Origin of the sequence: Roseateles oligotrophus, from assembly GCF_014204525.1 — a bacterium.
Classification (GTDB): domain Bacteria; phylum Pseudomonadota; class Gammaproteobacteria; order Burkholderiales; family Burkholderiaceae_C; genus Paucibacter_A; species Paucibacter_A oligotrophus_A.
This window is the reverse complement of the sequence record NZ_JACHLP010000005.1, coordinates 413873-438494: the sequence shown is the minus strand read 5'-3', so window position 1 is coordinate 438494 and position 24622 is coordinate 413873. Positions and strand designations below refer to the sequence as shown.

The window sequence follows — 24622 nt, the reverse complement described above, 5'->3', positions numbered from 1 at the left end:
CATGCGCATCGCTCACTTTTCCGATCTGCACTACGGCGCTGCGACGCTGGAGGAGGCGGATCGGTGCTTTGGGGCTGCGGTCGATCGGGCGATCGCCGAACGGGTCGAGGCGGCGATCCTCTCGGGGGATGCCACCGACCACGGCCTGGACCTGCATGAGCCGGCCACCCTCAAGCTTCTGGCGCAGGTGCGCCGGCTGGCCGACCATTGCCCGGTGCTGATGCTGCAGGGGACGTTTTCGCACGAGCCGCCGGGGACGCTTTCGGTGTTCCGGCTGCTGGGAGCGCGCCATCCGGTGCATGTCGCCGACCGCATCGAGCAGGTTGCGCTGACGCGGGAGGGCTTTTGGCAGGCCTCCAGCAGCTGGCGCTTCGAGGACGTGCCGATGGGCGCGCGGCTGCTGCTGTCATGCGTGCCGACCATCAACAAGGCCGTAGTCGCAGCCACCGTCGGCGCGGTCGATGCGCCCCAGGCGGTGGGAGAGCACCTGGCGCTGCTGCTCGCGGGCTTTGCGCCCACCAACCGGCGGGCGAAGGCACAAGGCACTCCGACTGTCGCCGTTTCGCATGGAACGGTGTTCGGCAGCCTCTCCGAGCATGGCGTGCCGATGGCGGGTTTCGACCACGAATTCAGCACCGGCGTGCTGTTCAGCGCCGAAACCCAGGCCGTGATGCTGGGCCACATCCACCGCCATCAATCCTGGGAACAGAACGGGCCGGCTGGCCGCCAGTGCATCGCCTATGCCGGCTCCATCGGGCGCTTCCACTTCGGGGAAGAGGGCGAGAAGGGTTTTCTGCTTTGGGAGGTGAGCGCCGATGCCGGGGCGTGCATGCTGGTGCCGACGCCGGCGCGGCGCACTATCGACATCGTGTTCGAAGGGCAACCGGATCTGGAGGCGCTGCGCGAGGCCATCGCCAGTCACGGGGTGGAGGGGGCGCATGTGCGCGTACGCTGGACAGTCGCGGACGAGGATCGCCACGCGGTCGATCGCGCCGCAATCAGCCGATTGCTGGCAGGCGCTGCGCAGGCCAAGCTGGAAGGGCGGATCGTCCCAGTCGTGCGGACCCGGGCGCCGGGCATCAGCCAGCTTGGCACCCTGGCCGACAAGGTGCGGCGCTGGGCGGAGCTCACTGGCGTGGAGCCTGCTTGTGTGCTGAAGTGCCTGGAAGCACTGAGCGAAGAGGGGCCGACTGAGATCGTGGAGCATCTGCTCCAATCGATTGGGATGAGAGCGCTGGTGAAGGAATATGCCTCGACATGTGCGCGCGTGTTTGTTTGAATCGTGGAAGGCGGAATGCCTATATAATTAGGCACCATATGATATGGTGGCTAATGTGAAGTTCGATCAAAAATATCAAGCCCTACTTCAAGAGGCGCAGCGGCGGGGGCTCCCTGATGTGGAGGGAATCCGGCTGTGCTTTCAAGTGCTGTCGCTCGCGTCTTCTATTGATCGTGACTGTGCGCGCTTGCTGGCGCCCCACGGCCTCTCTGAGGGCCGCTTTGTGCTGATGTTCCTTCTAGAAGCCGCCAGCGATGGATTGGCTCCCAATGAACTCGCCAAACAGGCAGGCGTAACACGTGCTACGGTCACGGGACTCCTTGATGGCCTGGAACGTGAGGCGTTGATCGAGCGTCGGGTCGATAGCCATGATCGCCGGGCTTTGCGCATCTATTTGACCCGTAAAGGCAAACAGGTGGCAGTGAGGGTTTTTGATTCGCATGGGCGTTGGATTGCAGGCTTGTTCAGCAACCTGACTATCCATGAGCGTGGCCACCTTGCGCTGCTGCTCGATAAGGCTGCTGGCAACCTTTGCGTTGGTGGCGTAAAGACATGCAGGTGAGTCGGTCTGCCGCTCACAAGGGGGCTACGCGTGGGACCGACATCCCTCCTGACATCCTTGACGGATTGTCGCGCGGCGTGTTGCAGAGCGCGACGCTCGTAGAGTGCCTCGCAGTAGATCAGGCTCGCCTGCTGCGTGCAACCTTTCCTGAATTGCCTCAGCGGTTACTGGCTGAGGCAGACGAGGTGTGCCGACTTGGCATCCTGAAGCGGATGGCGGGGATCGGCGCTGTGCTGCTGAATGCTCTGGGGGCGGCAGGTATCGATCGCTGCCGTACTAGCGAATCGGACACAGTGCGTGGCTGGGCCTGTTTCATGATTGGTGCGCAGGTTCAGCTGGATCTATTGGCGCGTCTCACCGCCATCCAACCGCTTGCTGACGACGCGCATTTTGGTGTTCGCGAGTGGGCCTGGATGGCACTACGACCACACCTGACAGAGCAGTTGGAAGTGTCTGTCCAGCAACTGTCGGTCTGGACAGCCTCCTCTTCCTGCCGTCTGCGACGCTTCGCCAGCGAAGCTTTGCGGCCGCGTGGCGTGTGGTGCGCGCACATCTCTTTGTTCAAGGACGAACCGAACCGTGGCTTGCCCATTCTGTCGCCGTTGCGTGCCGATCCGTCTGCGTATGTGCAGGACTCCGTAGCCAACTGGCTTAACGATGTCGCCAAGGATCAACCCGACTGGGTGCGCAGCCTTTGCGCACAGTGGCTTCAAGGCAAGCCCGCCGATGCCACACGCCGAATATGCCAGCGGGCTCTGCGTAATTTGAAATGAAAGGAACAACTTATGTCGCACTATCTCATCGAACTCTACACTCCCAATGCCGCGTGGCAGGTATTGTCAGCCGATCAGCGCAAAAAATTCTTGGATGGTATTCAATCTGCCATGAGTGAGCTGTCTAAGCTGGGAATTGAAGTGCTGGCACTGGGCGAAAATGATCGCAGCATTGCGCAGGCTAGCGAGCACCGCTTCGTGGGAATCTGGCGCTTTCCAGATCAGCAGGCGCGAAATGTACTTTTGGGGGGAATTTTGGCTAGCGGCTGGTACAACTACTTTGACCATGTGAATGCCGCCAGTGATGCGGGCGGCTTCGAGGGGCACTTGGTTGCCTTGGCGAGGGACTGAGCTTTGCGGTTCATGGGGTTGTCTCCAGAGACGGGAAATAACCTGACGAGGCTTGACCTGGAACGGCAGACCCGGCCTACGCGGAAAACCAAAGCGGGAAGGCCGCGAGGAGCTGGCTGAACGTGTGCTCGGCAGGCAGTGCGGGCAATTGCCCGGTACGGAAGGCCGCCGGAATGTCGTCCTGGCTCATCTCGCCCTTGCGCACGGCGCAGTTCAGAACCTCCAGGCGTTCGAGCCAGATCAGCTCGTAGCGCGCGATGGCGTCCCATTCGGCCGGCGTATTGCTCTCCAGGTCGAAGGCGTAACCGGTGGCGATCGGGTCGGTGTCCTCATAGCGCACGCACACCTCGCGGTAACTGCCGAAGTCGTGCGGGAAGGACTTGATGACCAGGCCGGCCTGGCAGTCGGCCGGGACGGGATGCAGGCGTTCCAGCATGCGCTTGAACACCTGGCATTCGCGCCGGGAGCGTTCTTCGTAGTCGGGGCGGCCCACCTGGGCCGCGTTTTCTTCGCATGGTACGGGGCCGATGTTCATGATCTGGCTGGGCATCGAGGTGTCTCCAAGAAGAACGGGAACACCTCCCCGCGCCGGGAACGTGTTCCCGGGATTGCGGGGTCCGCGAGGTGCGGAAATCAAAGGCAGGTAACGGCTGCGCCGCCCGGCACGCGGCCGGGTTCCCCGTCCGGGGCTGGAAGGGGGGGGCGATCATCCGATCGCAAAGGATGAGGGAGGTCTGCTGGGGCTGGGTGAATCGGGCAACGGGGTGCGCGGCAAGGCGATGCGCACAGGTTCGAAGGCGCGTGATTTCCGGGTGCCGTGTGGACGTTTCTCGACAAGGCGCCACTCGCTCGCCCCTTGAAGCGGTGCGCGCCGGTGGGAAGCTGAAGGCTCTGACCTTTGGAGCCCGATGCGATGTATCCCCTCTCGCTCACCTTGAAGGGCTTTCGCGGCATCCGCGATGGCCTTGGACTCGACGTCCTGACCCTCGACCTGGAGCGGCTGGCGGGCGATGCCGAACTGGTGGCGCTTTCCGGGGCTAACGGCCGCGGCAAGAGCACCATCCTCGACAACCTGCAGCCTTTCCAGACCCTGCCGTCCCGCGCGAGCCTGGCGGGGCCGGGCGGCTTCTCCTACTACGATCACGTGGTGCTGCCGGAAAGCGAGAAGGACCTGGTATGGCTGCACGAGGGGCGGCGCTTTCGCTCGCAGATCGTGATCCGCAACAACGGCCGGCGGGCGACCGATGCCTTCCTCTTCGAGGCCGATGCAGAGGGGCGTTGGCGTCCGGTGGTGCTGCCGGATGGCACCCTGTCCGATGGCAAGACCGGCACCTACAACCGCTGTGTCGAACACTTGCTGGGTAGCGCCGAGACCTTCTTCACCTCTGCCTTCAGTGCCCAGGGCAAGCGCCAGCTGAGCGCCTACCAGAACAGCGAGATCAAAACCCTGCTCGCCGACCTGCTGGGGCAGGAGCACATCCGGAACGAAGGGAAGAAGGCTGCGCAGGTGGTCGACCTGCTGAAGGCTGGTCTGGTCGCCATGCGCCAGCAACAGGCGAGCCTGGACGAACAGCTCCTGCGCCTGCAGGATGAGTACCAGTCCTTGGGAGACACCGGCACGCGCATCGCCACACAGGCGCGTGCCCGGGTGGAGGCCCTGCGTGTGCAGGAAGCTGCCCACACGCATCTGGCCCGCCAGCAAGCGGTCTTCGAGCAGGCGCGGGGCCTCGAAGCCCGGCGCACCCAGTTGAATGGCGAGCGCAGTGCCCTGATCGGCACGGGCAAACAGGTGATCGAGGTCATCGCCGACCAGGCGCAAGCTCAGCGACAACGCTTGGTGCGCCTCGAACAGCGCATCGCCCACCGCAAGGCGCAACGGTCGGCACAACTCCAGACCCTCGACCGCCAGCGTCGGCAATGCGACACGGTGCTGCTGGGCGAGGCGGCAGTGCGGCGCGCAGGCCGTCGGCTGTCGCTGGCAGAATCCGTGGCGGCCCGCCGCGCCGAGCGGTTGCAGTCTGCACGCCATCAGGTGCAGGAACTCAGCCGATGCACGGCCGCATGGGAGTCGGCCAGGCAGTGCCTGAAGGCGATCGAGCGTGAGGCGGGGCAGGCCGCTCTGAGGGCGGAGGATCTGGCGCGCCGGTTCGGGCTCGCACGGGAGGTGCCTTGCGCCGGGACCGACCTGCAGGGGCGGTGCAAGCTCCTGGGCGACGCCCGCGAGGCGCAGGGGTTGATGCCCAGCGCCCAGGAGGCGATCCGGCGCTTGTCCGCCGACAAGGCGGATGTCCAGCGGCAACTGAGCGAGCACGAGACGCAGCGTCGGGCCCTGACGCAGGCGCCCCAGGTGTTGGCGCATGCCGAGCGGCGGGAAGCCATCGCCCGCGATCGGGCAACCCGAAACGGCAGGTTGGCCGCCCGGATGGGCGAGATTCAGCAGACACTGACCCGACGCAACGACATCGAGCGGGAACTGGCAGCGCTGACGCAAGCCGGAAGCCAGGACGGCGAGACCGATGAGGAACATGCCGAGCGCCTCGACATCAGGGCGACGCTAAAGGCGCTGGAAGCACAGCACGAGCAGCAGGCCAAGCACTACCGACAGGGGCTCGATCGGCTGGATGAGGCACTGGCAGCCTTGCCGCCGGCCTTCGACGGACGGGTTCTGTCCGAGGCGGAGCGAACCCTGGCCGCAGCGCAGGCTGCATTCGCCGAGGCCGAGCGCGCCCACCTGCAAGCGGTGCGGGATGCCGAAAGGCGGACCGCCCTGGACCGCCAGCTCCGGGACAGGAAGCGGGAGCGGGCGGATGCAGCGGCACGCATCGCCCAGGTGGAGGCGCAGCTGGGCAACTGGAGCCTGCTGGTCAAGTGCCTGGGCAACGATGGCCTGATCGCGCTGGCGATCGACGATGCGGGGCCCGCCCTCGCGGGCCTTGCCAACGACCTGCTGTTGGCGAGCTACGGCCCGAGGTTCACGGTCTCACTGCTGACCCAGGTGGAGAACCGCAAGGGCGAGCAGCGAGAGGGCTTCGTCATCGAAGTCCACGACGGGGAGTCCGGGCAGAGCAAGCGGGTCGAGCAGATGAGCGGTGGGGAGAGGATCTGGGTGAACGAGTGCCTGGTGCGTGCGGTCGCCCTGTACCTGTCGCAGAACAGTGGCCGCTGTTACGGCACGCTCTTCAGCGACGAGGTCGATGGCGCTCTGGACCCGGCGCGCAAGCGCATGTTCATGGCGATGAAGCGCGAGGTGCTGCGCCTGGGTGGGTATGCGCGGGAGATCTTCATCTCCCAGACGCCGGAACTGACGTCCATGGCCGACGCGGTGATCAATCTGGACGCCTGGGGGCCTCCCACGATGAAAGCGTCGGCCCCGCCAGCTGAGCCGGAGTATCAAGGGGCATGATGGGCGTCACGGCTGGTTACAGAATGGACAACTGATGCCGGTTTTCCGGCAAATTGTGAACATGTAAGTTATTGTCACTGCGTGGAAAAATGGAATTTCTATGGGTGAGTGTTAAAATTGAATTTGTGACCTTGCAAGGGGTGTTCGTATGAAGCTGGAGGATCGGATGCGCCAGTCGATCAGGCGTCGATCAGGCTCCGTCGTGCTTCGCTCGGAAGTTGCTGCTCTAGGGAGTCGGACGCAGGTGACGCATGCTCTGGGAGCTCTGTTGCGCGATGGGGAGTTGCTCCGTCTTGCAAATGGCGTCTATGCCAAGGCAAAGCGCGAAAGCCCGAGCGGGCGAGTACGTCCCCTTGGAAATCTGGAGGAAATCGTTCGCGAGACGGCCCAGAAGTGGGGATTGGTTCTGCGAGGGATGGTGTCCTGCAATGAAGCTGGCGGAACCGAAGATGGTGCAGTGGCTCTCTTGGCGGAGACCGATTCGCCGAGGATCTCGCGCAGGCTGGTGATTGATGGACAGCTCGTCAAATTCCGAAGCCGTCGTCGAAAGCATCGTGATGTCGAGGCGCATCGGTCGCTGGCGATCCCGGCGTCGGGCGTCGCGCGCTTCGTTCAAGACCTCGCGCGTCGACTCAAGGTGGCCTACGTCCCGAGCTCGATGGATCAGTGGGCGGAGACAGTCACGCATCTGGCTGGCGATGAGGTCAGGTCAGACAGTACTCAGGATTTGCTCGTTGCACTCAAGCGGGCTGGAAAGTTGTCCAAGGAGGAGGTGGCAGCGCTGACGATCAGGCACCTTCGGGAGCGTAAACAGCATGTTCGACCCGTTTAAGGACTTTGACCGGGCCGGCTACCTTCGAAACCTGTATGGCGAGAAGGATCCTCAGATCGTGCGGGAACTGGAGCACACCTTGTTTCGAACTGGGTTGGACGAGGCGCTCGCCCATGTTGCGAAGCGCCGGACGCTCGGATACGCAGACTTCCTTGCCGTTCATCGAATCCTGTTTTCGGCGTTTTATCCTTGGGCCGGGCAGGATCGTGCTGCGACTGTGCCCAACATCGCGGTTTCCAAAGGCAACACCGTGTTTGCCCATCCTCTTGATGCTCGACGAGCGGTTGAGGAAGGATTGCGCATCGGGCAAGACAAGGCTGCCTTGCGGCAGCACCCGGGCGAGGTCATGGGATGGTTCGCCTTCGGTCACCCCTTTCTCGATGGCAATGGTCGGACGATGCTGATCATCCACAGCGAACTCTGCCATCGAGCTGGTTTTTGCATTGAGTGGCAGCGCACTCGCAAAACGGAGTACCTTGCGGCGCTGAGCGCGGAGATCGCATCCCCCGGGCAAGGCCTCTTGGACGGTTACCTGTTGAGCTTTGTCGGTGCCGCACGCGAACGCCAACTGTGGGGTGGGGCCATCGACGGCATCCGAGGGCTGGATGGGCGGAGTATCGAGGACGCGGTCGATGGCGAGTACACCGACGTGCGTGTCATGCAGAAGTACCAAGCGTTTGAAATGAGCCGAGCCATGTCCAAGGCCGACCGGCGTTGATCGTCCGGCTGGCTGGAGTCCCGTTGGCACCATGTCCATTGCGGATAGCGCAGCCTTTCATGCCAGGGCGCAGGCCCTCTCTACTTCTCGTTGATTCCCGGACATCGCTGTTGAACGGAAAAAGAAAACCGCCTTGGCGAACCAAGGCGGTGAAAGGTCTGCTTGCTACAGGGAGGAGATAGCAGGGAGGTGCAGACCTAGCCGTCGAATTATCACCTTGATTCCGCGACGCACAGACTGGGAGTCCCTTGTCGTGGGGGCATCATGGTTGATGCTCCGTGCGTGTCAGAGGAGGGGGGTGATGAACCTCGGCTCGCCTGGGTTTGCACCGAGCGGTCTTGCTGAAGTCCATGCCGCAATCCCGGCAGCGGAACCAGCGCAGGTTGCCGAGCTGGCCCAGCGCGACGCCGGGGCCTGCGCACATAGGGCAGGAGGGAGGAAGGCGTGTGCTCATCGCTCAGATCAACCCGTGTTCGGCAAACGAGTAGTGCCCCTCAGCGGCCACGATGAAGTGGTCGATGACGCGGACGTCGATGAGCGCCAAGCTGGTCTTCAACTGCTGGGTGATCCGCTGATCCGCCATGCTGGGTTCCAGGCCGCCGCTGGGGTGGTTGTGCGCCAGGGCCAGGGCCGCAGCCCCGTGGGCAAGTGCCTGTTTCAGGACCTCTCGGGGATACACGCTGACCTGGGTGAGCGTCCCCCGAAAGAGCTGTTCGACGGTGATCAGCCGATTTTGGGAATCCAGGTAAATGACGAGGAAGACCTCGTAGTCCAACCCGGCGCAATGCAGGCGCAACCATTCGGCCAGTCGCTTGGGTGAATCCATCACCGGACGTCCCTGCAGGTCAGTCAGCATGTCGCGGCACAGCAGTTCCCGTGCAGCGAGCAGGCGCCGGGCGATCCCGGCTTCCAGGGCGGCCGGCAAGGCCAGTGGGAGACTTGCGTCGCAGGCTTGGCTCAGCTCACCTGATCCGATGGGAGGCATGGGGGCGAGGAGTTCGCCCAGCAGCCTGGCGCGGCTGAGTTGTCGTGGGTCGAAGCCGGTGCCTGCGGTGGGTGCGTCTGTCGGTGTGGCGACGCAGGCTGTTGCTGCGGGTTTCGGCGCGGTTCGGCCGATCACCGCCTTGATGGCGTTGCGGATCGATGCGGCCAGCACGGTCCAACGATCCATGCGAAAGGTGCTCATGGTGTTCTCCTGATGGACGGAACACCAGACCTCCCTCGGGATCGGTGTCCCGAATGGATGGGAGGAACCAGCCGCGTGTGCGGCCGGTGCGAAAGGGCAGGTGACGACTGCGACGCCGGGCGTACCCGGAATGGCTCCGCGATGGAGCGCGAGTGGTGAGGCATTGTCTCGCGGCGAGGGTGGGTTCGTGATGGGGGAGGGCGAAACGCCATCCGCAATGCGTGGCAAGTGAAGACGCTTGCGGCTGACGTGACCATCGTTTTCAGGAGCCTCATCTTTCCGCACAAAAAGCGGCCCCGACCACCCGTGTAAAGTGAGGGCAGCTACTGGAAGATGCGCGGCTCGACCGTCTCGCCGCGCATGAAGGCGACGTAGGCGCCGGCCTTGCCAATGTCCGGGAAGCACGCCACGACCTGTTCGTCATGGAGCACCTCCCAGGGACGGTCCGCGTCCTCGCCCGGCCGGATCAGCAGGTCCGGCGCGCGGTACCGGGGATGGCGGAAGAGGAATTCCCCGCTCTCCCAATCGATGATCGCCAGCAGGTAAGCCGTGAGGATGGCGATGCCACCGTCGGCGCCCGGCTCGATCAGCAGCGGCACCTTGAGCGTTCCCGTCGATCGGCCGATCCGGCCGACGACGTCATGCTCGTCGAGCCAGGTCCGGGCTGTCGCGGTGTCGCCCAGGATCAGGCGGACCTTCGCGTTTGCTTCCCGGCACCGTTCCAGGACCCGGGCGGCCTTGGGATCGGTTGCCGGGTCGAAGTAGGTCTTGCGGCTCAAGAGGGACTTCCCCCAGGCCTCCACCGCGGCCAGGTATTTCTGGTAGCCACTGAGGGTGCCGAAGTCCGCTTCACCGAAGGCGAGATCCGGACGCTTCAGGCGCTCGGCCATCTGGTTTGCGTGATCATGCGCGTTGGCGAAGCCGAAGCACGAGTAGCCGCGGCCATGATCGAGCACGTAGAGCTGCTGCTCGGTATTGAGGGTGACGTTGACCATGGCACACCTCACCCCTTCCGCCCGGCTCGGCGACCCGAGGGGGCACCCTCGACCGGTTTCACGGCCCGCAGGCGCAGGACGGAGACATTCGTTCCCGCCGCCTTGAAGGTCCCGGCCGGCAGGGCTTCGACCTCGGCGCCGATGTTGTCCACGAAGGCGCGGAAATTGCGTTGTGCTTTCGTGCGTCCGGTACGCCAGCCCGGCGAGGTCAGGCTCACCAGCACGCCCCCTGGACGCAGGAAACGCCACATGTGGATCACGTGGGCGATGTCCTGGTCCTTGGTGAACGGCGGATTGGCGATGACCACATCGAAGAGGCCGATGTCGGCCAGGCTCAGGGACAGAAAATCCCGCTCCACCACCTCGAAGCCCTTGTTGCGCAGGATCTGCGCGCTCGGGCCATGGTTTTCCACGGTGAGCACCTTGGCGCCGGCGGCGCGGGCGGGCTCGGCCAGGGCACCTTCTCCGGCCGAGGGTTCGAGCATCCGCTTGCCAGCGAGGTCACCCAGGTATTCAGCGGCCCAGGCCACCGTCTCGGCGGCCAGATCCTCTGGGGTGAAGAAGGCTTGCCGCGCCTTCTTAGGGTTGGGCTTCTCGCCACCCCGTAATCGGGTCAGCACCTCCTTGACGTCGATGGCCGCGCCGAACTGGAAGCCGTTGCGGCTGTAGACGCCTCCAGCCGCCAGGATCAGTGCCTTGATGCGGGCGTAGTGCTGAAGCCGCCGGGCGGGCAGCTCGATGCGTTGCCCCTTCGCGCGCAGCAGGGCCATCTCGCCTTGCAGCGACGAGGTGTCGATCTCGGCTTCCGAGTCGGCGTCCTTGTCCGGTTCGGGCGCTCGCAGTTGCCGGGCCGTCTTCTCGAACAGCGCGGCTTGCTCCTCGGTCATCTGGATCAGCAGGCGCGAACCGAGGATCTGCTGATACTTCAGCCACAGGCAGCGCTGCGCCGGGAGGTACTCGATGTAGAAATCGTCGGCGACCCGAACAGTGCGCAGCGAATAGACCACCCCGCTCGCGAGAACTGCCTCGATCAGCCGCTCATAGAGCTTCAGGGCGATCTGCGGCCGGGGACTTGGCTTGTGGGTGGCATCGGACCCGGCGGACTCGGGGATGCCGAAGATCCTCAGGACACTGCGGTCGTGGGGCTCCGCCGCGATCACGCCGGCGAGGATGCGCGGGAACTGCTCGGTCGCGAGGACCGGGGTGGGCGCGTCGGCCCAGAATGTGGAGGGCATGCTCAACTCCTGATGAAGACGTGAGATGCCCTCGCCCGTAGGGGGAAGGCTCCCCCGTCGGGTGGATGAAAAGACCGGGTGGTCTGGGATCAGTGACGAGCGGCTCAGGGACTCAGGCGACCTGCCGCAGCGCGGTGAAGAGTTGCTGTGCCGGCGCCGGCTCCCCGTTCTCGAGGGCCTGGCAGGCGCGGGCGACGTGCGCTTGCACGACAGGCATCGGTTTCTCGATGGCCTCGATGCGCAGCAGCACCGTGCCGTAGTGCGAGCGCACGGTGAGCGTGCCCCGGCCATCGGCCCAGCCGGCTTCGGTCAGATCGGCCGGATCGGCCTTATGCCGATCGGCGGCTACCTGGACGGCCAGTGGGAAGCTCTCGACGACAGTCACGTCCTCGAGGTCGCCATAGTCGCGGTCGAAGAAGCGGACTTCGTAGTCGCTCGGGCCGGGCGGCCACAGGCCGTCCAGGTCCGGCAGCGGCGGCATGGGTGGCATCGTGCCGGTGTCGATTGGCCGGACAACCTGATCGTCGATCAGGCGGTCGAGCTTGAGCAGCAAGGCATCGGCATGGGCGCGATCGTCCAGGATCAGGGCCGTCCGCAGGCCCAGCACCTGCTGAATCATCTGATGCAGCTCCTGGGCAATGGCGCGTTCGGCGCGCTGTTCGATCGAACGCAGGATGTCTGTGGCGGTACTCATGGTGGTGGGCTCCTTTCGAGTGAGCGAAATTTGTGGAGGTCACCGTGCGGGCACGGCGATGGGGGGTGAAAGCCCGCGGCGGGAGCCGGGGCCGGGAAATTGGGGAAATACGCGAGGGGAGGGCGCGGAGCGGCGATGCGCGCCGCACGGACCGGCGTCGGAGGACGCCAGGTCGCGTGGGCACATCGCAGCTCAGGAGGAAGCCGGGTCGGCTTTCTCCGCGCCTGCCTCTGCGGGTGCAGTGGCATCGGGCCGGGCCTTGCGGCTGCGGCGGGGTGGCGTGGTGATGCCGGACGGGGAAGGGGGCAGGGCGGCGGCCGTTTCAAGGGCGCGCGGTGTCTGCCGGGGCGAACGGTCGGCTTCGGGCAGCATCTCGATCGCGATGTCGCGGCCTTCGCTGCCGAACTCCCGCAGGGCCTGCCACGGCATGACGAACAGGGTGTACGCCAGCCAGCGAACGAAGAAGCCGATGCGCTTGTGGCGGGCCTGTCGCGCCTTATCGCGCCGCAAGGCTTCCTTGCAGGACAGGTACAGCGCCAGGTGGCTGCGCTTCATCTCGACATCACGTTCGAGTTGGGCGAGCACTTCGGCGGCCAGCGCAGGATCGCTGCGCACGCGCCGGTAGAACTCGACCCAGGTCCGTTCTTCCTCGGTTTCGATGCCCGAACGCTTCGGGCGGGGACGTTTCTCAGGGGACATGGTTTCTCCTCGGAAAACAGGGAGGCACCGTCCCCGGCCGGGAGACGACTGAGTCTCCCCGGGGTTGCATGGCTGTGCGGCGTGGCTATGCTGGTCGACAACCCCTATCGAGGAGAGCGACGAACATGCTGCGCGCAGGCGATTCACTCCGGTTCACAGCCGCCGAAATCGAGGAGTTCCGATCGCTCGGAATCGATTTTGACGGCGTGCGAACACAGGCCGATGTCGAGGCGGCGCTGGCCAGATGGACCCACGTGCTCGGCGAAGAACGGCCGGATCTGCTGGAGAAGATTGCCTTGGAAATGGCAAAGGCCAAGGAGGTGTCGCTACCCCCGCGACTCAGCGTCGTTGGCCCCGCACCTGATTCTCCTGAGCAATCCTGATCCAGCGGTCGGCGATCCTGTCCAGATAGACGAGATCGTCGGCTTCGATGTCGCCCGCTTCGCGAAGACGGGCGATGACCTCCTTGACCAGTTGCGGGTCATCCTTGGCGAGTTGGATCGCCATGGCTGCAATGCGCTTGCGGTAGTTGCCGAGCATGCTCAGCTCCTGTCAAAGCGCGGTTCGACGGCGCCGCTGGCCGCTCCCGAAGGAGACGGCTGGGGACGCAGCAGTGCGGCCACAGGACGCGACTGCACGGTGGGCGGCCGGCTGTGGCCGGAACCGCCCAACAGCACGCAGGTGCGTGCGACGGATCGGGTTGCGATCGATGCGAACATGGTGTTCTCCTTCGGGTAAAGGGAACACCCATCCCCGGACGGGAAACAGTGTTCCCGTTCGGGTGTGCTCTGCCCGGAAAGGGCGAAGCGGCTCGGTGGCGGCACCTTGCGGTGCGCCGGGGTGGTGGTCCACCGTGCTTGCGCACGGGGACCAGCGCTCCTGCCTGGCGGCAAAAGCTCGGCATCGATGCGATGCGAAGGACACGCATCCGGCGGGCCGGATGCAGGGCATGAAGCCCAGCTACTGGGTCAGCCGTCGAAGCGGCGGACCGACCAGGAAGACCTGGCGACCAGAGGGCGGGTAACGACCGCGACGCCAGCGAAGCTGGACTTCAAGCCACCCGCGATGGGCGGTGTTGAAGGCTGCGCAGACACGATGTCCGCAGGAAGCACACTCAGTGTGATCCGGGAAATGATCGTCTTCAAGGGCGAGTAAAGCCCTTCGAATGCACGCCACCCCCAACTCCCTGCTGATGACGGCTCTTGTGCATTGCGCCTTGAAAGGTGGCGGTCACACTTGCCCAAGGGGCGTGGGGCGTTTCAAGTGCCTGTTGCGCTCCTGGTGTCCTTGGTCCCGCTTGCCGACTGGGCAACGAAGTCCTTTTTCAGTGACAACATCACTGATCGCCTTGCTTGCCGAGCCTTGACTTGATGCGACTCAGCGCCACGGGTGTCACCCGGATGTAGCTTGCAATATCGCTTTGTCGCAAGGCGGCGACCAATTCGGGGTTGTCGTGCATGAACCGTATGTAGCGGTCTTCGGGTGAGAGCGTGAGAAGTTCCATTTCCCGCCGCTCCTTGCGCTGTCCGTAGAACTTCAGAGCGTTGGCGATGGCACGCTGCCAAGCAATATGCTGGCCTGCCAGACGAAGTAACACACGATAGTCGATTTGATGAATGCACGATTCGACAACGGCGTAACTGGAGAAACTTGTCAGTCCATCTTCTTCGAGCGCGGCGACGCTTGCGAAGCAAACGCCGGACTCCGCAAAGCCCTTTACCCACGAATCACCGTTGGGCGTTTCGTAAACCATCTTCACGATCCCCTCATTGACGACGAAGACGAACGGCTTTCTCTCGCCAGCAAGGAATAGCGCTTCCCCGGGCCGGAGTCGCCGTTCGCACGCCGCGCCTTCGACGACGGACCACTCCGGGAGAGCCGACCCGGCGAGGCGCTGAAACGCATCGCTTGTGGAAGAGCGAGTTCTGCGCATGTCATTAACCAGGGTTATCGATGTCGCTCGCCGAAGCGGAGATACTGGATTGGTCTCTTCGATCAGCAGCCATCATGAAACCTCTCTTGCTCCCGCCCGTTGTTTGGCTTGTGTCCGTTGTCTGCATGTTGGTCCTCCATTGGAAGAGCCCCATCGCGGTGTGGCTGCCACAGCCATACAACTGGCTTGGGCTCGCGCTGATCATGGCCGGTCTCGGAATCGCCAATTGGCATGCTCGTCTCTTTCGTCGTCTCGGCACAAACATCAACACGTTCGGCGAGCCGGGCGAACTGACGATGGAAGGACTCTTTCGTCGAACCAGGAATCCCATGTATCTCGGGATGTTTATCTCCCTTTTCGGAGTCGCGTGTGTATTGGGCTCGACTTCCGCACTTGCAGGGCCAGTTGCGTTCTTCGCACTCGCGCAATTCTGGTACATACGCAGCGAAGAAGAGGCGATGACATTGAAGTTCGGGGACAAGTACATCGAGTACCAGCGATCGGTTCCGCGTTGGCTGTAGTTGCGCTTCTTTGGTGCCGGGATTGGCTCAGGCGATGGGAGGCTGGCCCGGGCTGCTCCTGTCAGCCCGCAAAGTAACTGCGCCGCTTCGCGCGATAGTTCGACGGGTCGAGGTGTGGCGGCAGCCATTGATCGGCTCGCTCCTTCAGATAGTTGCCGGAGCTCTTGGGCTTGCGCTGGTACTTGGCCGCCAGGTAGCGCGCGTAGTGATGGTCGAACAGGCGCATGAACTCGCCGAAATAGATGTCCGCCACGCGGGTGTCACCGCGGATCACGAGCATGTTCTCGTCGTTCTGGACCTGGGATGAGCTGCTGAAGTTTGCCGAGCCGGTCACGACGGTGGGCGTGTCGCTCAGCGGATCGACCAGCATGTACTTGGTGTGGATGTAGTCGTTGCTGTTGAGCGGGTTGTCGCGCTCCTTGAGCGCGTTCACCAGAGTGCTTTCTTCCTCGAGATAGCTGCCCGCGGCGAAGATGACGTCGCCGTCGGTGCCGATGTTCTCGGTCTTCTTGAGGGGATCGTCCTTGACGATGTAGCGCAACACGTCGTTCTGCTTCTGAAAGACCGCCTGGAACTCCGGCGCGATATCGAACGCGGCGGTGAAGCACACCAGTTGCTCCGCGGCATCGGCCAGGTTCGCATACCACTGCAGCGTCTTCTGCGCCTGTGGCGTCTCCTTTGCCTCACGAGGACTGAACAGAGGGTAGGTGCCGGGCTGTAGCGGTAGCGGCGGAACCGGGCTTTCCTGGGCATTGGGCTCGCGCAACTTGGTCGCCGTGAGATTGCGCTGGAGGCGCTCCCAGTAGGCAAGATACTGGCGGGCGATTTCCGGGTCATGAACCACGTGGCCGACGTTCGAGTGGCCGAAGATTCCGCCGGCCGAGATATTGGTCGAGCCCGTCCACACGCTGATCGGCTTGTCGTCCTTCAAGAGAACGATGAACTTGTTGTGCCGGATGCCCGCCGTGACGGTTCGGGGATGGACAAAGTCGCCAAGGCCTGCTTTTTCGATCGTGGCTTCGTTCTCCGCCTTGTAGCTGCTCTCCGCGTCATAGACGATCTGCACATCGCCTTTGTCCGCGGCCTTGCGCAGTGCCTGGGCGACAGGCAGGTAGTGAAATTCGTAGAAGGCCGCCCGCAATCCCATGCCCTTCTTGGCGCCGCGCTTGATGAACGCGAGCAGGGCCTCGTACAGGCCGCGCGAGAGCCACTTCATCGGCTTGGATGAGGGGGCATCCGGATCGGGTTCGACGTTGCCGAACTCCCGCGCGTATGCCTGGGAGCCGATCACGCCCCGGTTGAAGTGAATGTCATGCCGGGAGCCTTTCCCGTGAGGTGCTGCGGTCGTTTCGCAGCGAACGCGGACCGAAACCCCCTTGGCTTCGTCGAGCCGGAGCTTCTTGGGCTCGCCGAAGACGGGGCTAACCGCGTATTCGTATTCCACGCCGGCCGTAGCCGTGTAGTCTGCCCACAGAAAGCTCTGAACAGGATGCTCGCTGGTCGGCACCAGCGTTCCCGGGGGCAGCCCTTTGTCTTTGCTTTCGAAGCGCTTGATACCCCGCAGGTAGTAGCTGGTTTCGATCTGCCCGGAGGTGTTGAATTTCTTGCGGTGTATCGCGAAACCGAGAAGGTTGTTGTCGTCGGTGAAGTCGGCAAGGTTTGGCGGTTTCGCGAAATCCCAGGCCAAGACGACGACATGGGTTCCCGCGATGGCACGCAGGCGCAGGTATTCTCCGTTGATGGATGCTCGCATGAACATGCTCCTCCCGAGTTGGCTATTGATGGGGTGTTCGGATTCGGATTTGCTGTGTGTCCGGTGTTCCGCCTGCTGGGCAGGACATGGGTTTCAAGTCCTTGGTCAGGCACACCCATAGTTCCTTGAGCCGGTTGCCGGAAGCCACGTTGACGCGCAGGCTGGCGTCTGGCAGTGCAGGGTTGAGTTTCAGAAACGCTCGCTTGACGTCGATCGCCTGGACGTCCACCAGTTGCCCGGAGCCGGGGCTGATGCCGCTGGTCATCATTTCGCGCATGGTGGGGCGTCGCAGCGACATGTAGACGCTCTGGATGTCAGAGAAATAGCGCTCCGGTGAAGACCATCCGCATGTGCCGTGGGCTTGCCACTCGTTCTGCATCAAATCCTCTCCCGGCACCATGCAGAGGTGCTGCTTGATCAAAGGGACGGAAAGCGATCCGACGGTCTGGCAGTTGCGCGGATGGTCTCGGCTGGATCGGGCCCGACCGTTCTGGGCCCAGAGGCCGTGAACCACCCATTCGAACCTATTGTCGGAGAAGCACTGAAACGCGTGCTTCTTTCGCTGATCCTTGGGCTTGTTCCGCTGCGCTTCACAGTGCTCTGGCGACCAGGAGAGGACCAGTACCAGGTAATCCGTTGGAAGATCTTTGTTGACGTAGTCGACAGGCTTGGGAGGCGCCGCTTCGACAGACGCGGGTAAGGTGCAGACTTCCTGCGCGAAGCCTTGGGCGAGCGAAGTTGACAGCAGCACGAAGAGCAGTGCGTGTATTCCTGCGCGATACCGTGGACTGGTGGCCATGAGAATCTCCCGGTGGGGGGGGCTGCGCGCGCCGCGTACGACTCCTGGTGGCACGAGCACAAAGCCCACATTTTGCTGCTGGAATGTGGCATGGAGTCAACCAAGTGGCATGGTTCCGCCGAAAACGCTGGAGCCGCTCCGCCGCAGCCCCGCTCAGACTGTGACGACTTCATTCAGGGCCACACCACGTACCCAGAAGAGTTGGATACCTGTCCGACATTGCTTCCGGATTTCATGGAATGCTCTCCACAATCCAATGTCGCTCGCGTTGGACGTTGATGGCTCGTGGCCTTGCTCTGGGGGCTGAACGTGAAGATCACGTCTGGGCACTCCGGTGAGTGGGGGTGGGTTGCATGCGTCGGCTCCGAGACGATCATTGTCTTGGAGGTATCGACCTATGTCCTTTCGCATGAAACTCGCTTCGCTGCCAGCCGATGCGGCCACATACGAGGCTTTGCGGTTCCACGTTGATGGCGTCGAGCCACACGGGCAGGTGGTGCGCCGTGTCGATCGGGTGCTCGGCCCGCTGGTTGGCGATGAACTGGATTACGGCGCCTTGTTTGCCTACCTGTTTCGGCGCTTTGGGTTTCCGAATGCGCCGTGGGATGCCGGTCGGCTGGCGCGATACGTCCTCGCAACCCCTTGTGCCGATATGTTTCTGGTCATCGAGCCGCGCCTCAACGGCACGGCGACTGAGGTGTTCGGCTTCCATGCTCCGAAGGCGGTGGGAGTGGCCGCTGCAGCCTATTCGGGATCACGCCTTCCCCGCTCGCCAGAGGATTGGGATGGGGCGGATCCCCTTAAGCCCTACGCCATGGCCGCAGCCAAAACCCTGAAAGGTCTGCTGCGTCCGGTGTGCCTGGAAAGCGATGGGGCGATTGATATCTTCGGGGCGGTTCCACGTACTCGGCGTGCGCTCCATCCTGCGCCTTGGGCTCAGCCAGCCGTGTTGAGTCGCACCTGACTTTGTCCTGCAAGCTCTTGTTCAGACGGAGGTTGCCTATTTTTTGTGCGGTACCGAAACTGGGCGCGCCTGGTTCGGTGGCCGTGGGCCTCCCGGTGTCACCGGGATGTAATGTCCCCAAGGTTGTCCACAGAAACTGTGGATATGTTCGGCTGCAGGTGTGCAGCCCAGGGGCGGGCAGCTTGCATCACGAGAAGCTGATGGCAAAGCCATGTTCCTGAAAGTAGGTCCGTGCCGCTGCCAGTTCCTCCTTGGTTGCGGACAGGATGACGGTGCTGGCCGTGCTTTGCCACATGTCGATCACCAGCTTGTGATCGCCGATGACAATCTGCAGCGCTTCGGGCGTCAGGGCTGAACTGAGTTGGGTCATGGCGCCGTTCTCAATGAGCAGGACGCCATCGTGGAAGGCGATTCTGAAGCAGCCGATGCTGAGCCGGTTGGCGGGAGAGCCCAAAGGCGTCTTCTTGAGGCCATCGAGGACTCGGAACGTCTGCGGATCGAGACAGCGCAATGGTTTGTCTGGTGCGGGCGCTTTCATTCTTGTGTTCAAGGTCAAGCAAGCGGGCTTGTGTGTATGTTACTCATAGAGCGTGCTCGTATAAAGCGTAGATTCATGGGGCGTGCGCCGTTAGTGTCCAGTTCAGAGCAAAAAAACCATGGAACTGGACTACGACCCCCTCAAACGCTTCGGCGGACATCTCGCTGCGCTGCGACGCGCCAAAGGCATATCGCAGGAGCGTCTCGCGCTGGAAAGCGGCCTGGCGCGCAGCTACTTGAGCGGAATCGAACGCGGCGTGCGTAACCTGTCACTGATGAATATCTGCATCCTCGCGCAGACCCTTCAGCTTCCTCCCGCACGCCTGCTCGAGTTTTCAATCGATCCAGAGCCGGAATCAACCGCGCCTGGCTGATCTGCCCGAGAAGTGCTCGCGCGGACGATGCAACCCTTGCCGCGGCGCTTGGCTTCCAACAGGGCCTCATCGGCGCGTGCAAGTGCCCGTGCCAGCGATTCGCCCGGGGTTCGCTCAGCGATGCCGGCCGAGAATTTCAGCGACCACGCCTGGGCCGGCATTGTTGTGCAAGCGCTGGATCGAAGGGTGTGCTGGATGCGCAGCAGGATGTGTTCCATGTCCACGTCGGCCGCCCCGGCCAGCATGACCGCGAACTCATCGCCGCCCAGGCGCGCCACTGTGTCGACGGGTCGAAGGCCCTGACGCAGTGCGGCCGCAAAGTACCGCAATACCGCGTCTCCGGCGGCGTGGCCATGGGTGTCGTTGATCCCTTTGAAGTCATCCAGATCGATCATCGCGCAGGAGAGCGCCGACGAGGGGCAATCACGGGGCAGATCACAGGCGCGTCGGAGTCCTCGGCGGTTGAGTAGCGCCGTCAGATCGTCATGGTGAAGAGCCCGCTGCGCTTCTGCAAGCGCCATTTGCAGCTCGACGATGCGGTTCGTGAGCTTGGCGCGGCGACGACGGCGAAACAGGGCTGGCAACACGGGTTGGAGGCGGGCGGAGTGGGCGAACCATCACCGTAGGTTCTCCACCCATCGTGGGCGAGGAGCAATTCGCGGCGGAACAAGTCGTTTTCCACATCGGCGGGGTGTTGCAGTCGCTCACAGTCCTGCGGTTCGCCGACTAAACATCCCTGCGCTTCATCCGTCTTCAGAAAGAAGGTCCTGGATTTGGGCGTGGATGTCCTTTGTGCCTGGAGGTGAAGGCATGGCGAGTTTGTGGTGTGCGCTCGATCGCAAACCGGCTCGGTCAGAGTTGGCCGTGCTGGTGTCCCAGTACGGCAAGGCGCAGATACGCTGCAGCAGCGTGATCGCCGAGCAGGCTGCGCTGATTGATGCCTTGCAGGCCGAGCAGGTGTGCCTGCGTGCCGAACTGGTGATCCGGGTGACCGCCTTGCAGTTCGAGCGTGAGGATCGGATGCGCCTGGAAGCCATGGCGCCTGGGTTGCCCCGCCGGGCTGTGCTCGCGCGCCAGATCGAATACCTGATGGGACGAATCGAGGCGCTGCTGCGGGAGCAAACCCGCTGGCGTTGGGGGCGGGAGCCCCGGCGCGAAGCGCGTCCGTCCTCATCGCCGAAAGTCGAGTCTCCGACATGCGACGGCGGCGGCGGGATGGTTGAAGGCGGCGCGTTCGCCCCCCAGGAGGAGGCATCGACAGGGCCGGCAGAGCAGGAGGCAGAACTGTTGATCTGCCGCACCGGCTGCATCAGCCACGGAGATTATTGGCGCGTGCAGGATCAATGTCGCCGAACCGGCAAGCCCTGCATCCTCATCGACGAACATCAGGCCATTCACGCCATGCGTCAGGGTGACGGCATCGTGATTCAGGCGTGTCCCGTGCGCAGTCTCTGACGGCGGTTTTTCCCGGGCGGCAAGATCCTTCAGCCGCCGTTGCCCAGGGCGCGCGCGGCGAAGCAGCCGTGTTCCAGTATGCGCTCCCGCTGGGGCTGAGGAAGGCAATAGCCCATCGTCGCGTCGTACAGGGCGAGTGCGATCTGCAATGAGTGCTTGATGTCCGTTGCACGCGCATGGCGACCGAACTTGCACTGGAGCGCGAACTGGTTTTCAGGGTCCACCTCGTTCGCGAAATAGAGCTCAAGTTCCTCGAACGTCGAAACGTACTCGGCCGCCTCGACGTTCTTGAAGGGGCAGGAGGTGAACAGCGCCGCACCGGAGCGGGTGACAAGCATCTCGATCAGATAGCGGTGATCGCGCAGCAGCCTGGCGAAGCAGGCGCGTTCGTGCGCGCCCCAGACTTCGAAGTCCAGGGCCACGAACGGTGGGGTGCCGCTGTCTTGTCCGGCGAACCCCCGGCACAGTGCCATCGAGACGGCAAGGCCTGTGGCGTCGAAGCCGTGTGGATCCTCGGGACGTGGCAGTCGGCGGTTGAGCTTGGCGTAGTAACCGTTCGCCGGGCGCAAGCGGAACTCGGCCACCGAGACAGTCGGCTTCCTGCTGCAAAGTACCTCGCGCTTGGACTCTGCCATGACACGGCGGGTGAGATCGCCGGGAAGCGATGCCAGGAGTTCATCCGCCAGCGTATGGATTCGCCCGGAAAACTCTGCCGTGACGGAGGCCCAGCGCTGCTCGTCGTCGGAGTAGGACCGGAATGGCAGCGTTTGCGCCATCCGCTGCAAGGTTTCAGTGAGCATAGGAGCGCCAAAACGAAAGGTCGAGATTCATGCGTGTCCCTTTTGGTTGGGTTCGCCCCATGCCTGTTCGTGGAACCGGCCGTAGCCCCTCACCAAGCATGGGGCGCAAGGTCGCGGCTGACCCGTGCGACTATGGTACCGATTGAACAGCGCCATCGCACGTGGGAGAGATGCACATCGACCGCACGCCGATGAGGCCAGGCAACTTGCCGTAGCTTCGTTGATGCATCAACCTGCGCGAGCGCAACGCCGGGGCCTCCACCGGGCAGGAAAGCATGGGCGCGTGGTCCGGAACGCGGCGTGCCACCTTGAAAACCCACGGGGCCAGGGGATGCTGCAGTTCGACGATGCAGCATACGAGTTGGGCACGACGGCGGCGGCGAAACAGTCCGGGCAATGTCACTATGCAAAGCGCAGTCGAGTTGGATGGACAGTCACCATAGGTTGGCCAGGAAGTTCCGGCGAGCGCAAATTCCGGGGTAATCGGGGTGATTTCGCCACCGGCGCCATCCCGGCTGGCCTTCTCGACAGGAGCAACACGAACTGTCCCGAAGCTCGGTCAGCCCCGGCGCCCAAGTTCTCCGGCCATCAAGCGGTAGTACCAGAAAGCCTCGTCCTTCTCCAGCCGTTCGCCCAGGCACGCTGGCGACAGGCCGGTGACCCGGCGGATTTCGCGCCCCATGTGCGACTGGTCGGCAAAGCCAGCGTCGGCGGCGATGGCGGCGAGGTCCGGGGTCCTGCTGTCCCGCGCCTCGATGCGGCGAAGAAACGCCTCCTCGGCACGGATAAAAAGCTGCAGGTCGCGGTAGCTCTGGCCGGTCCACTCGCGGATTCGGCGCTGCAGCTGGCGCAGACTCCGCCCGGCGGCCGAATGCGCGGCGCGTGTGGCGACGGACCGCACCCAGTCGCTGAGATATGGTGCCGGGCTGGCTTGGCCCGGTCCGGGCCATAGAGGCCGAAACTGCGTCTCCAGCACTGCGAATGGTTCATCGCCACTGGCGTTGAGAACGGCCAGGCAAGCCTGCAGGAGAGCCGGGGGTGCGACCGCCTCCAGCGGCACGTTCTGGTCGAGGTAGGGTTCGATGGGCCGGCCGACAAGGCGGCTGAGGGCTTCGGGATAGAAACCGACCGAAAGCGCATGCACGGGTCCCGGAGACCAACTGACGGAAGGGTAGCGCTGCGGCCCGGAAAAAACGAGCCGTGGCAAGGCCGGACCGAGCGTCGGTCGCGTGCTCGGCCCGCCTTCTTCCACCATGTGCAGTGTTCCCTCGAAGATCCAGGAGATCACCGCCATCGGTGTTGCCGGGTAGTAGTTGAAGCGTTCCGTATCGGTCAGGACGCAGCCGCGCGTATCGCGCTCGACGCCGGCCATCAGGCAAGCTCCGAGGGCGGGCGATGGGATATGCATGATCGCGGCGGGGCGGGACATTCGATGTCGTTTCCGTTCTAGCGGCGAAAACACGACGTCAGCATCATGGCAGTTGTACCAACGTCGGAACGTGAAATGAAGAAAACAATAATTCAGGGCCGTTTTTCACACAAGCTGCGCAGCATGGCGATTTCCGGGTGGATCGCGACCAGGGTCCTGGTCCGACGGGCGCTGAGCCGGCCGCTCGTGGCGGAATGGCCCTTCCTGGTCGAATACGGGACGCTGTATATCCGTGCCCAGTTCAACCACGCCTTTCGTCTGAGCAGCGATATCGCGGAAAGCCGGGCCTATTTCGACAGCGTCTATGCGCTGCTCGAGACCTATCCCGATGTCGATATCCGCCCCACCGGCCAAGGCGAGCCGCGCGGCCACTGGTTCCTGCCCCGGGTGCGCCACAGTGACGCCACCTTGCTTCATTTCCACGGCGGTGGCTACACCTTCTATGCCGGTGTCTCGCATCATTTCGCCGCCTGCCTTGCCAACACGCTGGGGGTTGCGGTATTCGCGCCGGACTATCGATTGACGCCGGAGCACCCCCATCCGGCACAACTCGAAGACGGGCTGGCGGCCTACGCCCATGTGCTCGAATGCGGCGTCGACCCGGCGACCCTGGTGCTCTGCGGCGATTCGGCCGGAGGCCACCTGGCCCTGATGACCCTGGCCAGGCTGAGGCAGGCCGGTTTGCCGAAACCCGCCCTGACACTGGGCCTGAGCCCGTGGACCGATATCGGCCGCCGCGGCAGGAGTCAGTTCGGCAACGACCCCTACGATCTCGTCCAGGGCTACATGACCCTGCAGTTCGCGGCCTGGCTCAAGGGAGGCCAAGCCCTGAGCGATGCCGAGCTGTCGCCGATCTGCCAGGATTTCAGCGACCTGGGGCCGATTTACCTGCAGGCTGGCGGCAAGGAGATCCTCGTCGACATGATCCGCGATTTCGCGACGACGGTTGCCGCCCAGTGCGGCCAGGTGCGGCTGGATGTCTGGGAGCACATGGTGCATGAGTTCCACGGCTATGGGGACTATCTGCCGGAGAGCCGCGATGCGCTGGCCCGGCTGCGCGAGGCCATCGCCTGGGCGCTCGGCCGTCCGAACCGATTTGCAGCCGACGCCTGCACGGAATGCGATCACATGGGAGGGTGACTTATGGATTTCCAAATTGCCTCCCGCCGGAGCGTGCCGGTGCCGCGCCCTGCTCGAAGCTGCCGCCCGGGAAGGCTGGCTCGACTCCGATCCAATGGAGCGAACATGACATGAACCGACTGCTTGTCACCGCCGCCATTCTTGCCGCTGTCACCACTGCGGTCCATGTGCTAGGGCAACGCTGATTAAG

The 24622-nt window shown here is 63.6% G+C and carries 27 protein-coding genes; 13 read left to right on the top strand and 14 right to left on the bottom strand.

Annotation, left to right across the window (positions count from 1 at the left end; translation table 11 throughout):
• Position 1: 1 nt before the first annotated feature.
• The 4 genes from HNP55_RS14520 to HNP55_RS14505 are packed head-to-tail and all read left to right on the top strand — an operon-like array spanning position 2 to position 2965.
• Positions 2-1279: an exonuclease SbcCD subunit D gene (locus HNP55_RS14520; protein WP_184300606.1), complete on the top strand. Its 1278-nt coding sequence runs from the start codon at positions 2-4 to the stop codon at positions 1277-1279.
• A gap of 55 nt (positions 1280-1334) precedes the next feature.
• A complete protein-coding gene (locus HNP55_RS14515) occupies positions 1335-1841 on the top strand; it encodes a MarR family winged helix-turn-helix transcriptional regulator (RefSeq protein WP_083881235.1) in 507 nt (168 codons plus the stop codon).
• Positions 1832-2614, top strand: coding sequence for a DNA alkylation repair protein (locus tag HNP55_RS14510; RefSeq protein WP_184300603.1), 783 nt, complete (start codon positions 1832-1834; stop codon positions 2612-2614). The genes HNP55_RS14515 and HNP55_RS14510 overlap by 10 nt, the downstream gene beginning before the upstream one ends.
• 12 nt (positions 2615-2626) lie before the next feature.
• A complete protein-coding gene (locus HNP55_RS14505; protein WP_055399660.1) occupies positions 2627-2965 on the top strand; it encodes a DUF6616 family protein in 339 nt (112 codons plus the stop codon).
• 76 nt (positions 2966-3041) lie between these two features.
• Here the strand turns inward: HNP55_RS14505 and HNP55_RS14500 are convergent, their stop codons facing one another.
• Positions 3042-3515 (bottom strand): hypothetical protein, encoded by a 474-nt coding sequence (locus HNP55_RS14500; RefSeq protein ID WP_184300601.1) that lies wholly within the window; start codon positions 3513-3515, stop codon positions 3042-3044.
• Positions 3516-3878: 363 nt separating this feature from the next.
• Here HNP55_RS14500 and HNP55_RS14495 point away from each other — a divergent pair, with 363 nt between their 5' ends.
• The 3 genes from HNP55_RS14495 (at position 3879) to HNP55_RS14485 (ending at position 7918) form a co-directional block, all read left to right on the top strand.
• Entirely contained in the window at positions 3879-6368 is a 2490-nt protein-coding gene (locus HNP55_RS14495; protein ID WP_221439593.1) for a DNA repair protein, read from the top strand.
• A 148-nt stretch (positions 6369-6516) separates the two neighbouring features.
• A complete protein-coding gene (locus HNP55_RS14490; RefSeq protein ID WP_184300598.1) occupies positions 6517-7200 on the top strand; it encodes a hypothetical protein in 684 nt (227 codons plus the stop codon).
• The gene (locus HNP55_RS14485; protein ID WP_184300595.1) at positions 7184-7918 is read left to right on the top strand and encodes a Fic/DOC family protein; all 735 of its coding nucleotides are present in this window, start codon (positions 7184-7186) and stop codon (positions 7916-7918) included. The genes HNP55_RS14490 and HNP55_RS14485 overlap by 17 nt, the downstream gene beginning before the upstream one ends.
• 457 nt (positions 7919-8375) lie before the next feature.
• Here HNP55_RS14485 and radC read toward each other — a convergent pair whose 3' ends face one another.
• The 5 genes from radC to HNP55_RS14460 all read right to left on the bottom strand — a co-directional run bounded on the left by radC (position 8376) and on the right by HNP55_RS14460 (position 12727).
• Complete coding sequence (gene radC, locus HNP55_RS14480) at positions 8376-9104, bottom strand: RadC family protein (RefSeq protein WP_184300592.1); 729 nt, start codon at positions 9102-9104, stop codon at positions 8376-8378.
• Between the two features lie 323 nt (positions 9105-9427).
• Positions 9428-10099 (bottom strand): hypothetical protein, encoded by a 672-nt coding sequence (locus HNP55_RS14475; RefSeq protein ID WP_184300589.1) that lies wholly within the window; start codon positions 10097-10099, stop codon positions 9428-9430.
• 8 nt (positions 10100-10107) lie between these two features.
• Positions 10108-11334, bottom strand: coding sequence for a hypothetical protein (locus HNP55_RS14470; protein WP_004355082.1), 1227 nt, complete (start codon positions 11332-11334; stop codon positions 10108-10110).
• Between the two features lie 112 nt (positions 11335-11446).
• Positions 11447-12028, bottom strand: coding sequence for a hypothetical protein (locus tag HNP55_RS14465; protein WP_004355083.1), 582 nt, complete (start codon positions 12026-12028; stop codon positions 11447-11449).
• Positions 12029-12220: 192 nt separating this feature from the next.
• A complete protein-coding gene (locus tag HNP55_RS14460) occupies positions 12221-12727 on the bottom strand; it encodes a hypothetical protein (protein WP_184300586.1) in 507 nt (168 codons plus the stop codon).
• A 125-nt stretch (positions 12728-12852) separates the two neighbouring features.
• On the opposite strand from HNP55_RS14460, the gene HNP55_RS14455 reads away from it, so the two are divergent.
• The gene (locus HNP55_RS14455; RefSeq protein ID WP_082437282.1) at positions 12853-13110 is read left to right on the top strand and encodes a hypothetical protein; all 258 of its coding nucleotides are present in this window, start codon (positions 12853-12855) and stop codon (positions 13108-13110) included.
• On the opposite strand, the gene HNP55_RS14450 is transcribed toward HNP55_RS14455, so the two are convergent.
• On the bottom strand, positions 13067-13267 hold the full coding sequence (locus HNP55_RS14450) for a hypothetical protein (protein ID WP_004355089.1): 201 nt from the start codon (positions 13265-13267) through the stop codon (positions 13067-13069). The two genes, HNP55_RS14455 and HNP55_RS14450, sit on opposite strands and share 44 nt — an antisense overlap.
• A 796-nt stretch (positions 13268-14063) precedes the next feature.
• Complete coding sequence (locus tag HNP55_RS14445) at positions 14064-14660, bottom strand: Crp/Fnr family transcriptional regulator (RefSeq protein ID WP_004355091.1); 597 nt, start codon at positions 14658-14660, stop codon at positions 14064-14066.
• Between the two features lie 20 nt (positions 14661-14680).
• On the opposite strand from HNP55_RS14445, the gene HNP55_RS14440 reads away from it, so the two are divergent.
• Positions 14681-15181: a methyltransferase family protein gene (locus HNP55_RS14440; RefSeq protein ID WP_082437283.1), complete on the top strand. Its 501-nt coding sequence runs from the start codon at positions 14681-14683 to the stop codon at positions 15179-15181.
• Between the two features lie 61 nt (positions 15182-15242).
• On the opposite strand, the gene HNP55_RS14435 is transcribed toward HNP55_RS14440, so the two are convergent.
• Together HNP55_RS14435 and HNP55_RS14430 are read right to left on the bottom strand one after the other, a co-directional pair.
• On the bottom strand, positions 15243-16934 hold the full coding sequence (locus HNP55_RS14435) for a phospholipase D-like domain-containing protein (protein WP_004355096.1): 1692 nt from the start codon (positions 16932-16934) through the stop codon (positions 15243-15245).
• 22 nt (positions 16935-16956) lie between these two features.
• Complete coding sequence (locus HNP55_RS14430) at positions 16957-17733, bottom strand: ribonuclease T2 family protein (RefSeq protein WP_184300583.1); 777 nt, start codon at positions 17731-17733, stop codon at positions 16957-16959.
• Positions 17734-18142: 409 nt separating this feature from the next.
• On the opposite strand from HNP55_RS14430, the gene HNP55_RS14425 reads away from it, so the two are divergent.
• On the top strand, positions 18143-18697 hold the full coding sequence (locus tag HNP55_RS14425; RefSeq protein ID WP_157302052.1) for a hypothetical protein: 555 nt from the start codon (positions 18143-18145) through the stop codon (positions 18695-18697).
• A 187-nt stretch (positions 18698-18884) separates the two neighbouring features.
• Here HNP55_RS14425 and HNP55_RS14420 read toward each other — a convergent pair whose 3' ends face one another.
• The gene (locus HNP55_RS14420) at positions 18885-19235 is read right to left on the bottom strand and encodes a hypothetical protein (protein WP_157302055.1); all 351 of its coding nucleotides are present in this window, start codon (positions 19233-19235) and stop codon (positions 18885-18887) included.
• A gap of 118 nt (positions 19236-19353) precedes the next feature.
• Here HNP55_RS14420 and HNP55_RS14415 point away from each other — a divergent pair, with 118 nt between their 5' ends.
• A complete protein-coding gene (locus tag HNP55_RS14415; protein ID WP_004355102.1) occupies positions 19354-19608 on the top strand; it encodes a helix-turn-helix domain-containing protein in 255 nt (84 codons plus the stop codon).
• Here the strand turns inward: HNP55_RS14415 and HNP55_RS14410 are convergent.
• A complete protein-coding gene (locus HNP55_RS14410) occupies positions 19539-20195 on the bottom strand; it encodes a GGDEF domain-containing protein (protein WP_157302057.1) in 657 nt (218 codons plus the stop codon). The genes HNP55_RS14415 and HNP55_RS14410 overlap by 70 nt on opposite strands.
• A gap of 223 nt (positions 20196-20418) precedes the next feature.
• Between HNP55_RS14410 and HNP55_RS14405 the strand changes: the two genes are divergently transcribed.
• Complete coding sequence (locus HNP55_RS14405) at positions 20419-21063, top strand: DUF2325 domain-containing protein (protein WP_004355106.1); 645 nt, start codon at positions 20419-20421, stop codon at positions 21061-21063.
• A gap of 29 nt (positions 21064-21092) precedes the next feature.
• On the opposite strand, the gene HNP55_RS14400 is transcribed toward HNP55_RS14405, so the two are convergent.
• The gene (locus tag HNP55_RS14400) at positions 21093-21863 is read right to left on the bottom strand and encodes a hypothetical protein (RefSeq protein ID WP_184300577.1); all 771 of its coding nucleotides are present in this window, start codon (positions 21861-21863) and stop codon (positions 21093-21095) included.
• A gap of 559 nt (positions 21864-22422) precedes the next feature.
• Positions 22423-23235: a helix-turn-helix domain-containing protein gene (locus tag HNP55_RS14395; protein ID WP_221439592.1), complete on the bottom strand. Its 813-nt coding sequence runs from the start codon at positions 23233-23235 to the stop codon at positions 22423-22425.
• A gap of 132 nt (positions 23236-23367) precedes the next feature.
• On the opposite strand from HNP55_RS14395, the gene HNP55_RS14390 reads away from it, so the two are divergent.
• The gene (locus tag HNP55_RS14390; RefSeq protein WP_157302063.1) at positions 23368-24432 is read left to right on the top strand and encodes an alpha/beta hydrolase; all 1065 of its coding nucleotides are present in this window, start codon (positions 23368-23370) and stop codon (positions 24430-24432) included.
• Positions 24433-24622 lie beyond the last annotated feature (190 nt).